Raw genomic sequence first — 13,435 nt, 5'->3', positions numbered from 1 at the left:
ATGAACCTGACAACGATTGAGGAAGCCCGCCGCTGGGCTTCTCTTTTTTTGAAAAAGCATAACCGGGAGCCACGCGTAGCCGATCTTTTACTGGAGGATCTGCTGCAGATGAAATTCTCGATGCTGCTCGCTTATGAACGGGACGCTCTTCCGCAGGATAAAGTCGAGATGTTCATAAAAAAAGTCGAGCAGCACGCCACAACCGGCATACCTGTTCAGCATCTCATTGGCGAAGCGGATTTTTACGGGCGGACATTCGCCGTCAATTCCGACGTTCTCATTCCACGTCCTGAAACCGAAGAGCTGATTGAAGGCGTTGTGAAAAGACTGCAGCCTGACGATCAAACCATTGCTGATATCGGTACAGGCAGCGGCATTATTGCGATCACGCTGAAACTTGAAACCGGGCGACGCACCCTTGCGTCCGACATATCACCGCAAGCGCTGCAAGTTGCGAAATCAAATGCACAAACAAACGGTGCTGAAATCGAATGGTTTAAAGGAGACTTCCTGGAACCGCTCGATCACGAGCCGATTGACGTCATCGTCTCAAATCCGCCGTACATTGCCCGTCACGAGCAGCTCGACGACACCGTGCAAAATTTTGACCCGCACCTTGCGCTGTATGCCGACGCCGACGGTCTCGCTGCGTATCAAACGATCATCCAGCAGACCGCAAGCCGTAATGATAAACCTCGCATGATCGCGTTTGAAATCGGACATGAGCAAGGAGCAGCCGTCAAACAGCTTATCCACGCTCATCTGGCAAACTATCATGTCACGATCGAGCAGGACATCAACAAAAAAGACCGGATGATTTTTGCAATTCTAGATTCATAGGTTTAAAACATTCCTTCCCTGCCCACAATGGTTATCAACAGGGAGGGAATTTTTTATGAAAAATGTCATCATAATTTTAATGTTATCCACAATAAGCTTAACGACGTTCATGTTCGGAACAACGGAAGAAAAGGCAAACGGGGCGGAATATCAAGTCATCCCCGATGAAGCGATTCGGCTGAGAATTCTTGCCGATAATAACGATGACCAGGCGCAAGCCTTGAAACGTGAAGTCCGCGATCGCGTCAACGCAGAAATTACGACGTGGGTGGAATCATTGACGTCCATCGAAGCGGCCCGTGAACTTATTCAGGAACGCATGGATGAAATCGACGCCATCGTAGAAGAGACAGTCGAGCAATCCGGACTGGAACAGAGCTACACAGTGAATTATGATACATCGGTCAAATTCCCGACGAAATTATATGGTACGTACGTTTACCCGGCTGGAGAGTATGAAGCCATTTTGATCACGTTAGGAGAAGGGGAGGGCGACAACTGGTGGTGTGTCCTATTCCCGCCGCTATGTTTCCTTGATTTTTCTAACGGAGCGACCGTTTCAGCTGAAGAGGAAGTAGAGCAGGAGCCGGAAGAGAAAGAGGAATCGGAAGAACAAGAAGTGGAGTTCTTCCTCGTAAAGCTGTTTAACAAGTTGATATCCTAGCATAACGAGCCCCCCGGTTTCATAGAGTAGTAGAAGAAAGGTGGGTGCCTATGCATATTGAGAAATTGAAGGCTGGAAATGAAAGCTTATATGTGATCAAAAAGGAAAGCGATGAAGTAGGAAGGTTCATGTTAAGCGAACAAGGAAACGGTGTAAAACAATTGAGGAATCTGCAGGTAGAAGGGAACGTATCGAAAACGGGCATTCTCTACGTATTCGAACTGATCCAATCCTACTTGAAAGAAGAGAATATTAAAGAAGTACAGGTGAAAAGCCATTCCACAGAACTCGATACACTGCTGGATCATCAACAATTCGTATTAAAAGATAAAGAAAAACAGTTGTGGACGTATCGAATAAATTGTTGATAACTGGATGATTTATGCACATTTTGTTTAAAAACAGTGGATAACCTGTGAATAGTCAACAGCTTCATCCTACAATTAGAGTGATAAACCTATGGATATGTGGATGAATCTGTGGATTAGTTGGGGGTAACCTGTGAATAACGCCTGAATTTGCGAATTTATCGACGATTATTCATAATATATAGAAGAACGTGTTGAATAAAGGAGTATTCAGGCATGACGAATCAAACGAAAATATGGAATGTATCCACAACGATAAATGAAGAAACTATACAAGAAGCAGCGGCGTTGTTGAGAGATCAACAGGTCGTTGCTTTTCCTACGGAAACGGTGTACGGGCTGGCGGCAGATGCCACCCATGAAGCAGCCGTCCAGCGGATTTTCGAAGCGAAGGGTCGTCCGGCGGATAATCCGCTGATTGTCCACGTCGGAAACCGTGATCAGGTGGAGCAGCTGGTCACAGAGATCCCGGAAGTTGCCCACAGGCTGATGGATGAATTTTGGCCGGGGCCGTTGACGCTGATTTTACCGAGTAATCATACGGCCGCACAGAACGTAACGGCAGGATTAGACACGGTAGCCGTCCGGATGCCGAGTCACCCCGTAGCCTTGCAGATTTTACAAGCGGCAGGCCTGCCGCTCGCCGCTCCGAGCGCAAACCGCTCGGGACGTCCGAGTCCGACTGAAGCCGAGCATGTAAAGCAGGATCTCGACGGCCGGATTTCGGGCATCGTCGATGGCGGTCCGACAGGGGTCGGCGTCGAATCGACCGTCCTCGACTGTACGTCAGAAATCCCCGTCATCCTGCGTCCGGGCGGAGTGACGAAAGAAGATTTGGAGCGCATCCTTCCGGAAGTGATGGTAGATCCTGCCCTTGTGGATCAAAAGGAACAGCCTAAATCACCAGGTATGAAATATACCCACTATGCACCTGAGTCGCCTCTATGGCTCATCGAAGGCGACGACGATTTTTTCCAGCAGCAGCTTTTGCATATAAAGGAAGAAAACCGTCGCACAGCTGTCATCGCAAGCAACGAACTGGCCGGTAAACTCGACCACGACGTCATCACAGCCTGTGGTTCAAGAGAAAATCTGCCGGAAATCGCCGGGCAGCTTTACCGTGCTCTCAGGCAGTATAAAAAAGCGGACATCGACGTCATTTTATGTGAAAGCTTTGAAGAAAAAGGAGTCGGTGCCGCCATTATGAACCGTCTGCAAAAAGCGGCTACCCAGAAAATCACCCAGCACTAATCATATCCCCCCATTCCTGCGCATACGCTACATTAGCATGTCCTAGGAGGGGGCTTTTTCGTGGGAATGGAAAATTTAGCGTCAATTATATTATTATCGATTGCACTGGGAATGGATGCTTTTTCAGTATCTTTAGGGATGGGGATGCAGTCAGTTCGTTTAAAATTCATCGGGCTTGCTGGCTTGCTCGTTGGTCTGTTACATATGATCATGCCAGGACTCGGAATGCTTCTCGGAAAATGGCTGTTTGCGAATGTTGTCGAATGGGCGTCATTAGCCGGCGGTCTGCTTTTGCTGACGATGGGGGTTTATACGGTACTGGCGTCGTTTACGGAGAAGAATTCACCGGTCCATACGATTGCCGGATTTGGTATGTGGATCTTTGCGTTCAGTGTCAGTATTGATAGTTTTCCAATCGGCTTCAGCCTGGGCTTAAATAATATAAGTGCATATTTTGCGATGATATCGTTCGGAATGATGAGTACACTGCTGACGTGGCTCGGGTTTCTAGTAGGCAAAAGAGTGACAAGCTATGTCGGCGCTTACAGTGAGATTTTCGGAGGGAGTATTTTATGTGCCCTCGGGCTTTATACAATATTCTAATATATTTTTTGTATGAGATACGTGTGTTAATATAGAAGAAAGAGTTGAGAAGGGAAGGATAAGCTTTGAATCTACTTTTCATATGCACAGGGAACACATGTCGGAGCCCGATGGCTGAAGCGCTTATGAAAGCAAAAAAACATGAAGCGAACGTGAAGTCAGCAGGAATATTTGCTGAAGCCAATCTTCCGATCAATGAAAAAACTACGATTGTTCTTGAAGAAATCGGTTTATTCTTCGATGGAACCTCATCGCAAGTGAACGAAGATGTGCTTGGATGGGCTGATATCGTGTTATGTATGACTGAAAGCCATAAGCAGACTCTGGCTTTACAATATCCAGAGGTTCAAAATAAATTTTTCACTTTGAAAGAATACGTCTATGTCGATGACGAGCAATGGAGACATTTGACGGATTTATATGCCCAGTTTGAAGAAAAGCGCGCCTGGGTTTTAAGCCATGCGGATGAGCAGATGAACGAAGTAGAGCTGGAGCAGCATTTGCTTCGCGAGCTCAATGCTGAGATTCAAGAGATTCAGCAGGCGGAAGAAAAGCTGCCGAACTTGAATATTTCTGATCCGTACGGTCAAAGCCTGGAAGTTTATCGTAAAACGCGTGATGAATTGAATGAAACGATTGAACGTTTAGTAGAGAAAGTGAAAAAGCAAGCAGAGTAGAATAATTTTCGAAGTGTCCTGTTCAGCCACTGGATAGGACAGTGTCGATCTTTCCCCCTCATGAACTAATCCTCTCTATATTAAATCCCTTTTAGGTCGTTTTGTTACAAGTGGTTGTTGATAGTTCTATAGAAGGGCATTGTTTCTGCTGCCAGCCTTTCCGTCATCGAGCTGAGTGGAGGCGGTTTTAGGAATGGACTCGCTTTCCGTGGGAGTGCGGTGAGCTTCCTCGGACGGTTCGTCCTGCGGGGTCTCACCAATCACTCTCTTCCCACAGGAGTCTCGCCCATTCCTAAAACCCCCCATTTAATTAATGGGGACGGAATAAGGGAATGAATATCTCTTGTTAGAGTTTCTCCGTTCACCAAACGCTCTTTGGTTAAATGGCATAGGAATCGAAATTATTTAACCCTTTACAAAAGAATTAAAACACTACTCTTTGTTTCTCCAAAAATCAATTCTCCAATAAAAACTCCTAAACGATTCTTCAGGTGTCATTTCCTTATACGAAAATTCAACACTGAGAACTTATTTTTCTTGATTCCGTGAAAAGAAAATGGGTTCGTCACCTTATGGAACGTAGGGATGGTTAGGAAACAACTCGCTTTCCTGCGGGGGAACTGGCAAGCTTCCTCAGTGTGGGATCTTGCCTAACTCCTTCTCCCGCGGGAGTCTCGTCGTTTCCTAACCATCCCATTCAGAGTAGAATGAACGAACCCCTGTCTTTGAAGAGTGAGTATTACTTAAGCTACATAAATGAAAGTGTCCTGCTGTACGACTTTAGCTCTTTACCACTAGAAGCAATACCTTTGATGTTTCCGATATCCACTTAAACGAGAAGAAGGTCCGGGAAATGGCGAGACTCCTATGGGAGAACAGTACTTGGTGAGATCCCACAGGGCGTTAGCCCGTGGAAGCTCACCGTACGCCCATGGAAAGCGAGTCATTTCTCGGACCTTCAACCACTATTCTCAGTATCGGAAATTTCCTGAAACATCTCGAAACTAATTACAATTAAGGTAGGTACAAGACTATCAATCGTATGGTGGCCTTAGAGAACGGCGAGTCTTCTAACTTTGAAAGCGAGTTATTTGCTCTTTGGTAAAAGTGAAAAAACTTGGCAGAATAAGCTTTTTGTTCAATTGACACAGCCGTAAAGACCTGTCACTATAAAATGGATAAAGTGATTATTGGACAGAGGAGAGTGGCACGAGCATGAAAGTTATTTTAGCTTCAGATCATGGAGGCGTGAACCTTCGCCTTGAAATAGCTGAGGTCCTGAAAGAGTTGGACGTGGAATTCGAAGATATCGGCTGCGATTGCGAAGGCTCCGTCGACTATCCAGACTATGGGATTCCCGCAGCGGAACGGGTAGCTTCCGGCGAATTCGACAGAGCGATTCTCATTTGCGGAACAGGCATCGGCATGTCGATCTCCGCAAATAAAGTACCTGGCATACGCGCCGCGCTTGTACACGACCTTTTCACGGCAAAAGTCACCCGTCAACACAACGATTCAAACGTGTTATGCATGGGAGCACGCGTTATCGGTCCTGGACTTGCAAGTGAAATCGCAAAAACATGGATCCAAAACGAATTTGAGGCAGGCCGCCACAAAAATCGTATCAATAAGATTGCCGAATACGAGAATAAGTAATAGAATAGATGGATAACGGATCAGGATGACTGTTAGTTGTTGTAAATCATACGTCACGGGTGAATCATTTTTCGAAAAAAGGAGATGACCAAAGTGGCAGATGTAAAAGCCATCCAGCATGACACAGCCTCTGTGGCCCGTCAATTGCTGGAAACCGGACACATGAAGGACGGCTTATTTGTTGTTGGTTGCTCCACTAGTGAAGTTGCCGGCGAACGAATAGGAACAGCTGGCAGTGAAGCCATTGCTGAAGTAATCTTCGAGGAATGGCAGAAGTTCTCCAAACAATCAGGTGCCGAACTCGCCTTTCAGTGCTGTGAGCATTTGAACCGCTCGCTCGTCGTAGAGCGCAAAGTCCAACAAGCCTACGGATTTACAGAAGTGACAGCAGTCCCTGTAGCCAAGGCTGGAGGATCTATGGCTTCTTATGCATTCAAACAAATGGACGACCCAGTACTAGTGGAGTCCGTTACAGCGCAGGGTGGAGTGGATATAGGAGATACGTTGATTGGCATGCATTTGAAGCGGGTCGCTGTACCCCTTCGCATCGAACAGAAGTCCATTGGTCACGCCCACGTCACGGTCGCTCGAACACGCCCGCCGCTTATCGGAGGCGCACGAGCAGTTTATGAATGCTAAGAATTAAGAATTTGGAATCGGAGAGGGGAATTTTTTACTATGCAACATGTAAAACATGCGGATGCTGAACTGTACAACTCCATTATGGATGAGAAAAATCGTCAACAAAACAATATCGAACTGATCGCGTCAGAGAACTTCGTATCAGAAGCTGTCATGGAAGCGATGGGTTCAGTACTGACGAATAAATATGCAGAAGGGTACCCTGGACGCCGTTACTACGGAGGGTGTGAGCACGTCGATGTTGCTGAAAATCTGGCAAGAGATCGTGCAAAAGAAATTTTCGGCGCTGAACACGCAAACGTCCAGCCTCACTCCGGCGCACAAGCCAATATGGCCGTGTACTTCACAGTCCTTGAGCCTGGCGACACAGTTTTAGGTATGAACCTGAGCCACGGCGGTCACTTGACGCACGGAAGCCCGGTCAACTTCAGTGGAACACTTTACAATTTTGAAGAGTATGGTGTTACTGAAAAAGACGAGCGCATCGATTATGACGCCGTTTTAGAAAAAGCGAAGGAAGTGAAGCCAAAGCTGATCGTAGCTGGAGCGAGCGCATACCCTCGTGAAATCGATTTTGCCAAGTTCAGAGAAATCGCTGATGAAGTCGGAGCCTACTTGATGGTTGATATGGCGCACATCGCAGGTCTAGTAGCCACTGGCTTACACCCTAACCCAGTGCCTCACGCCCAATTTGTGACAACAACAACACACAAAACACTTCGCGGACCACGCGGCGGTATGATTTTCTGTGAAAAAGAATTCGCTAAAAAAATCGACAAATCCGTATTCCCAGGCATGCAGGGCGGCCCGCTGATGCACATCATCGCAGCTAAAGCCGTTTCTTTCAAAGAAGCGCTGCAGCCGGATTTCAAACAATACTCCCGTCAAATCATCAAAAACGCCAAGCAGCTAGGTGAAACGCTGTCCGAAAACGGAGTGCGTATCGTATCAGGCGGAACCGATAACCACCTGTTATTGCTTGACCTTCGTGAATTAGGACTTACTGGTAAAGTTGCTGAAAAAGCACTTGATGCCGTTGGAATCACAACGAACAAAAACACGATTCCATTCGATCCAGAAGGACCATTTACAACGAGCGGTATCCGTGTCGGAACAGCCGCTGTGACGAGCCGTGGTTTTGAAGAAGAACAAATGAAAGAAGTAGGCGAACTTATCGCTTTCACTCTGAAAAACCATGACAACGAAGAAAAACTAAAAGAAGCAACAGAACGCGTAAGCGACCTGACTTCACGCTTCCCACTCTACCAATCACTAATGCCAAGCACGCCATAAATACACGATGAAACCCACCTGATGCAGGTGGGTTTTTTATTGGTTATTTTTCTATTAGCCGTTAAGAAACGATTTTCATATATTATGGTGTGATAAAATTAGCACGAACGTTTCTGTTGAAGTGCCGTGTTAATATTCATATAAGCTCCCTATTCTTGAACACTCAGTTTCGAGACAAAATGGGAGGTAAGGGGCTGCAGGAAACGGTTCGCTTTCCGTGGGACGGGCGCTGAGCCTCCTCGAGCTTCGCTCTCCGGGGTCTCACCTGTCCCGCTCATCCCACAGGAGTCTCACCGTTTCCTTCCGCCCCTTTCCATAAAAGTGTCTCGAAACAGCTTCAAGGAAAGCTACAATCTCAATAAGAGTGTTTGCGAAAGAATTGCTGTAGAGCGTTTTCTACCTATAGGAAAGGAATGACGGAAGCCGTTCCTTATGGGGGAGCGTTTCTCACCTTCATCGAATGGGGTTGTTGGGAAGCTGCGAGACTCCCGTGGGAGAAGGATGTAGGCGAGATCCCACAGGGCTGCAAGTCCGAGGAAGCTTGCCACTTCCCCCACAGGAAAGCGAGTAGCTTCCCAACAACCCCTGACTCTTAATAGGGCAACGAACCCCGATTGTCTCGAAATTAAGTCTTCCACAATCCTGCCATTTCGTTGAATAATTTTTTATGAAAGATCAACTATGAAGTTTAACATAGTTTTTATAAATGAGAGTTATTCTTCTTCCCAGGCAATCAGAAGAATATGTAGGAAAAAGATAGTTCGCAAGTAATTATAAATAGTTGGTTTTAGGAATGAGCACACAATGGAAAGCGAGTCCATTCCTAAAACCACTTTTCACTCATCAAGAGGACGTAAGAGAAGAAATTTCCCAGCCCGAAGTGCGACCTTATCCCCCTTGCTCTTTATCGACATTTTCTGTACAATTAGCGGGATGCAATTTATTAAAAGGAGTGACTGACATGGGAAAAGTATACGTATTGGACCATCCATTAATTCAACATAAGCTGACACACATACGGAAAAAAGAGACAGGAACGAAAGATTTCCGCCAGCTCGTCGATGAAGTAGCCGCACTAATGGCATTCGAAATCACCCGCGACCTGCCCCTCGAAGATGTGGAAATCGACACACCCGTAGTGGATAAGGCAAAAGCGCACGTATTGACAGGGAAGAAAATCGGTCTCGTTCCCATCCTCCGCGCCGGTTTAGGCATGGTGGACGGAATCATCAAACTTATTCCAGCTGCCAAAGTCGGTCACGTCGGACTATATAGAGATCCAGAAACACTGCAGCCCGTAGAATACTACGTCAAACTTCCAAGCGACATCGAAGAGCGCGAACTGATCGTCATCGACCCCATGCTTGCGACAGGAGGATCCGCCAACGAAGCGATCGAATCCCTGAAGAAACGGGGAGCCCGTCAAATCCGTCTCATGTGTATCGTAGCAGCACCTGAAGGAGCCCAAGCAGTTCAAGAAGCCCACCCGGACGTAGACATTTACCTGGCCGCCATGGATGACAAATTGAACGAAAAAGGCTACATCGAACCAGGCCTCGGAGACGCCGGTGACCGCCTGTTCGGCACGAAGTAAGGCCGCAGCATGATCAAAGTCATGACGATTTTTGGCACTCGTCCCGAAGCGATCAAGATGGCCCCGCTAGTCTTAGAATTGGAAAAAAGGTCAGAGCAATTTGAGCCCATCGTCACCGTGACCGCTCAGCACAGACAGATGCTTGACCAAGTATTGAACATTTTCAACATTGAACCTGATTTTGATTTGAACATTATGAAGGATCGTCAAACGCTGTCTCAAGTCACAACCCGAGCGCTTGAAGGGCTGGACGGCGTCATGAAAGAAACGAAACCGGATATCGTGCTCGTCCACGGCGATACGATGACGACGTTTGCTGCATCGCTTGCGGCTTACTACAACCAGATTCCCGTCGGACATGTCGAAGCCGGCCTTAGAACGTGGGACAAGTACTCGCCTTATCCGGAAGAAATGAACCGTCAGCTCACGGGCGTGATGGCAGATCTGCATTTTGCGCCGACGAACCAATCGCGAGACAATCTGCTGGCCGAAAATAAATCCGCCGATTCTATTTTTGTGACCGGGAACACAGCGATTGATGCATTGAAAACGACCGTTGATAACGGATATACTTCTGAAGTTCTCGACAAGATCGGGGATAAGCGTCTTATTTTAATGACCGCCCATCGACGTGAGAATCTCGGTCAGAATATGAAGCAGATGTTCCGTGCGATCAAACGTCTAGTCGAGATTCACGATGATGTGGAAGTCGTGTATCCTGTTCATCTGAACCCCGTTGTACAAGAAACAGCCGATGAAATTTTAGGAAATGAGGATCGGATTAAGCTGATTGATCCGCTTGATGTCATCGATTTCCACAATTTCGCCTCCCGCGCTCATTTGATATTGACGGATTCAGGCGGTGTACAGGAGGAAGCTCCTTCTTTAGGTGTGCCTGTACTTGTTTTACGCGACACGACCGAACGTCCTGAAGGCATTGAAGCGGGTACGCTGAAGCTTGCCGGAACGGATGAAGACACCATCTTCCGCCTTGCGGACGAGCTGTTAAGTGACGATACGAAGCACAAAGCCATGTCCCGCGCCTCTAATCCATACGGCGACGGCCAGGCTTCTGTGCGTATTGCGGAAGCGATCCGCTATTTTTTCAAAGAGCGTGAGGATAAGCCGGACGCTTTTGAAACAGAATAAAGGGTAAAGTGATACAGCCTTTCCTTAGGGAGAGGCTGTTTTTTCGTCTGCAGCTACATAGCATTTTCTACTCAACGTTTGATCCTGTCAAAAATCTCCTGGAAAAAAGGCAGCACGGCCAATTCATGCACGCATAACTCCCCGTGAAACACACACACTACGTTAAAAAAGGAGTCCCACTCATCATGCCGCTGAAACTCGCCGCCATTCTCCTGACAATTACCCTGCTGACAGGCTTCAGACAGCCTGATCCAAGCGAAGAAATCACCATTATTCTTGAATTAAAAGACACAACAGCTGCCGAGTTCAGGCAGCATATCAGCTCCAGGCTTCCTAGACTTGAAGTCGTCGCAGAGTATGAAACGATTTTTAACGGCATTGCCGTCAAAGGGACTCCGCAGGAATTAGAAAAAATTGCTCGCCTCGGCGAAGTTGCTAATCAATTCCCTGAACAAACATACAAGACACAAGAAACGCAGCTTAGTTCCCGCGGCGTAGAGTTAACGACGGATACGCTCAGGCCGGACACGACTTTTACGGGTGAAGGTGTCAAAGTAGGAGTTATTGATACGGGAGTCGATCACACTCACCCGGATTTACAGCTTAATTACAAGGGCGGGTTTGATTTGATCGATTTTGATGACGATCCGATGGAAACGATGGAAGATGGAGCGACGCTGCATGGGACACACGTGGCGGGCGTTATTGCGGCAAATGGCGATATGAAGGGAGTTGCGCCTGACGCGGAAATTTACGCTTACCGGGCGCTAGGTCCTGGAGGAATGGGATCATCGGTCCAGGTGATTGCGGCGATTGAAGAAGCAGTAGAAGACGGGATGGACGTGATCAACCTGTCTCTCGGCAACGACGTTAATGGACCGGATTGGCCGACGACAAAAGCGGTTGATCGGGCGATTGAGCTAGGGACAACGGTCATTGTAGCCGCGGGCAATGCGGGACCCGATACGTGGACGATCGGTTCACCCGCAACCTCCCCAAACGCGATCACGGTCGGAGCTTCAGCGCTTCCTGCCGAACATCCCGTGCTGACGATCAAAGGAGAGGACAAAAAGCTCGGCGTCCAGCTTTTACAAGGATCGAAGCCATGGGATCTTACGAGGAAATATCCTTTAACCGAGATGGCCGACAGACGCTTAAGTGGAAAAATCGTCCTCGTTCCGCGTGGTGGTACAAGTTTTGCAGAAAAAGCGAAAGCGGCTTATGTAAAAGGAGCGGAAGCCGTGCTGATCGTGAACACAGCGGATGAACCGCTCCAGGGTTCGATTGACGGATTGAAATTACCTATTCCGGTGGCGGCCGTCACGAAATCAGAAGGGGACTGGCTGATAGAGAAGGGAATCGCGGCCGATCAGTGGCTTGAAACCGAGCAAACAAAAGCTGATCACACGATTGCGCCGTTCAGCTCACGCGGTCCTGTAACCTCTAACTGGAACGTAAAGCCTGATGTCCTTGCGCCGGGCGTAAATGTCATCAGCACCGTTCCCGGAGGTTACCAGGCCCTTCAAGGCACAAGCATGGCCGCTCCACACATCGCAGGCGTAGCGGCTCTGCTTAAAGAAGCACACCCCGATTGGTCCCCGGCTGATATTAAAACATCGATCATGAGTTCAGCCGATTTGCTTGAGGGCAAGGAAGAAACGTTGCCTCCGACTGAGCAGGGAGCAGGGTACGTAAACCCTGAAGCTGCGCTTGATCCCGAATTATGGATCAACCCTGGTGCGCTCAACTTCGGAAAAGTGGACGAAGACTTTTTCCGAAAAAAGATTCAAGTAACTGTAGAAAATCAGGGGAACGTTTCCCAGACGGTTCGTATGAAACAGCCTTCTAAGCAAACCGGCTTAGCCTGGACAGTTCCGGCTAGCTTTTCGGTAGCACCTGGTGAAGAAAAACAAGTACTGATTGAAGTGCAGATGACGAAGTCTTTTGTGAAAGACGGTGTCCATGAAGGTTATATCGAGGTGGAAAGCGGGGGAGAAGAGTACAACCTTCCTTTCTTGTTTATGATGGATATATCAGATTATGAAAAAGTATCCGGATTCGAGCTTTATAAAGACTGGGAAACGAAAGCGGATTTGACGTACCGTTTCAATTTATCAGAAGCGGCCGATCATTTAAGCGTTGATCTCTACCGGGCCGGGACGATGTTTCATCAAGGGAATCTCCTGGAACTTGAGGATCTCGAAGAAGGAATGAATGAAGGGGAAATCGAACTCGAAATGAGTGATGACTTCAAAGGTGCTTATATAGCAGTAGTGACTGTGGAAATTGAGGAAGAAACGTTCAGCTATTCGTTTCAGATTCAATTTCAATAATGGAATGGCAGTAAGATTTCTTCAGCTCCTGGGAAAGCGAAGCGGAGCCACAAAAATTATGCTCTGTTAAAGTTCCGTGTTCCTATTCATATAAGCTCCCTTTAGTGGAAGACTCAGTTTCAAGACATAATGAGAATTTAGGGGCTCCGGGAAACGGATCGCTTTCCGGGGGGCGGGCGCTGAGCCTCCTCGAGCTTAGCTCTGCGGGGTCTCACCTGTCCCGCTAATCCCCCAGGAGTCTCACCGTTTCCCTCCGCCCCTTTGCCATATAAGTTTCTCGAAACCGCTTCAAGAAAAGATGAACATTGATGTTCGTATAGTGATTGTCAAAGATGCTGCCATGTTGAAAAACTTGCTGTAGAGCG

The 13,435-nt window shown here is 47.6% G+C and carries 12 protein-coding genes; all 12 read left to right on the top strand.

Going from position 1 to position 13,435, the window contains the following annotated elements; all coding sequences use genetic code 11:
- The 12 genes from prmC to O2Q26_RS11910 all read left to right on the top strand — a co-directional run bounded on the left by prmC (window position 1) and on the right by O2Q26_RS11910 (window position 13,070).
- On the top strand, window positions 1-840 hold the full coding sequence (gene prmC / locus O2Q26_RS11965) for a peptide chain release factor N(5)-glutamine methyltransferase (RefSeq protein ID WP_289216124.1): 840 nt from the start codon (window positions 1-3) through the stop codon (window positions 838-840).
- Between the two features lie 55 nt (window positions 841-895).
- Window positions 896-1,504: a stage II sporulation protein R gene (spoIIR, locus tag O2Q26_RS11960; RefSeq protein ID WP_289216123.1), complete on the top strand. Its 609-nt coding sequence runs from the start codon at window positions 896-898 to the stop codon at window positions 1,502-1,504.
- Between the two features lie 50 nt (window positions 1,505-1,554).
- Complete coding sequence (locus O2Q26_RS11955) at window positions 1,555-1,872, top strand: hypothetical protein (RefSeq protein WP_289216122.1); 318 nt, start codon at window positions 1,555-1,557, stop codon at window positions 1,870-1,872.
- A 216-nt stretch (window positions 1,873-2,088) separates the two neighbouring features.
- Window positions 2,089-3,123: an L-threonylcarbamoyladenylate synthase gene (locus O2Q26_RS11950; protein ID WP_289216121.1), complete on the top strand. Its 1,035-nt coding sequence runs from the start codon at window positions 2,089-2,091 to the stop codon at window positions 3,121-3,123.
- Between the two features lie 66 nt (window positions 3,124-3,189).
- A complete protein-coding gene (locus O2Q26_RS11945) occupies window positions 3,190-3,726 on the top strand; it encodes a manganese efflux pump MntP (RefSeq protein ID WP_289216120.1) in 537 nt (178 codons plus the stop codon).
- 65 nt (window positions 3,727-3,791) lie between these two features.
- Window positions 3,792-4,403 (top strand): low molecular weight protein arginine phosphatase, encoded by a 612-nt coding sequence (locus O2Q26_RS11940; protein ID WP_289216119.1) that lies wholly within the window; start codon window positions 3,792-3,794, stop codon window positions 4,401-4,403.
- A gap of 1,215 nt (window positions 4,404-5,618) precedes the next feature.
- On the top strand, window positions 5,619-6,059 hold the full coding sequence (rpiB, locus tag O2Q26_RS11935; protein ID WP_289216118.1) for a ribose 5-phosphate isomerase B: 441 nt from the start codon (window positions 5,619-5,621) through the stop codon (window positions 6,057-6,059).
- Window positions 6,060-6,143: 84 nt separating this feature from the next.
- Window positions 6,144-6,698: a TIGR01440 family protein gene (locus tag O2Q26_RS11930; protein WP_390215961.1), complete on the top strand. Its 555-nt coding sequence runs from the start codon at window positions 6,144-6,146 to the stop codon at window positions 6,696-6,698.
- Between the two features lie 39 nt (window positions 6,699-6,737).
- Entirely contained in the window at window positions 6,738-7,994 is a 1,257-nt protein-coding gene (gene glyA, locus O2Q26_RS11925; protein WP_289216116.1) for a serine hydroxymethyltransferase, read from the top strand.
- Between the two features lie 961 nt (window positions 7,995-8,955).
- Window positions 8,956-9,588, top strand: a complete 633-nt coding sequence (gene upp / locus O2Q26_RS11920) for a uracil phosphoribosyltransferase (RefSeq protein WP_289216115.1) — start codon at window positions 8,956-8,958, stop codon at window positions 9,586-9,588.
- 9 nt (window positions 9,589-9,597) lie between these two features.
- The gene (wecB, locus tag O2Q26_RS11915) at window positions 9,598-10,737 is read left to right on the top strand and encodes a non-hydrolyzing UDP-N-acetylglucosamine 2-epimerase (protein ID WP_289216114.1); all 1,140 of its coding nucleotides are present in this window, start codon (window positions 9,598-9,600) and stop codon (window positions 10,735-10,737) included.
- A 185-nt stretch (window positions 10,738-10,922) separates the two neighbouring features.
- Window positions 10,923-13,070 carry a S8 family serine peptidase gene (locus O2Q26_RS11910; RefSeq protein ID WP_289216113.1) on the top strand — a complete coding sequence of 716 codons (2,148 nt, stop codon included), beginning with the start codon at window positions 10,923-10,925 and terminating at the stop codon, window positions 13,068-13,070.
- Window positions 13,071-13,435 lie beyond the last annotated feature (365 nt).

The organism is Halobacillus campisalis (assembly GCF_030345335.1).
GTDB lineage: Bacteria > Bacillota > Bacilli > Bacillales > Halobacillaceae > Halobacillus_A > Halobacillus_A campisalis.
The sequence above is the reverse complement of the archived record's forward strand: the minus strand, read 5'-3'. Positions and strand labels throughout refer to the sequence as shown.

Bases quoted from the DNA above. Each gene is read 5' to 3' on its own strand.
- spoIIR (WP_289216123.1), top strand. From the start codon at position 896: ATGAAAAATGTCATCATAATTTTAATGTTATCCACAATAAGCTTAACG.
- O2Q26_RS11910 (WP_289216113.1), top strand. From the start codon at position 10,923: ATGCCGCTGAAACTCGCCGCCATTCTCCTGACAATTACCCTGCTGACA.
- upp (WP_289216115.1), top strand. From the start codon at position 8,956: ATGGGAAAAGTATACGTATTGGACCATCCATTAATTCAACATAAGCTG.
- prmC (WP_289216124.1), top strand. From the start codon at position 1: ATGAACCTGACAACGATTGAGGAAGCCCGCCGCTGGGCTTCTCTTTTT.
- wecB (WP_289216114.1), top strand. From the start codon at position 9,598: ATGATCAAAGTCATGACGATTTTTGGCACTCGTCCCGAAGCGATCAAG.
- rpiB (WP_289216118.1), top strand. From the start codon at position 5,619: ATGAAAGTTATTTTAGCTTCAGATCATGGAGGCGTGAACCTTCGCCTT.
- glyA (WP_289216116.1), top strand. From the start codon at position 6,738: ATGCAACATGTAAAACATGCGGATGCTGAACTGTACAACTCCATTATG.
- O2Q26_RS11930 (WP_390215961.1), top strand. From the start codon at position 6,144: ATGACCAAAGTGGCAGATGTAAAAGCCATCCAGCATGACACAGCCTCT.
- O2Q26_RS11950 (WP_289216121.1), top strand. From the start codon at position 2,089: ATGACGAATCAAACGAAAATATGGAATGTATCCACAACGATAAATGAA.
- O2Q26_RS11945 (WP_289216120.1), top strand. From the start codon at position 3,190: ATGGAAAATTTAGCGTCAATTATATTATTATCGATTGCACTGGGAATG.
- O2Q26_RS11955 (WP_289216122.1), top strand. From the start codon at position 1,555: ATGCATATTGAGAAATTGAAGGCTGGAAATGAAAGCTTATATGTGATC.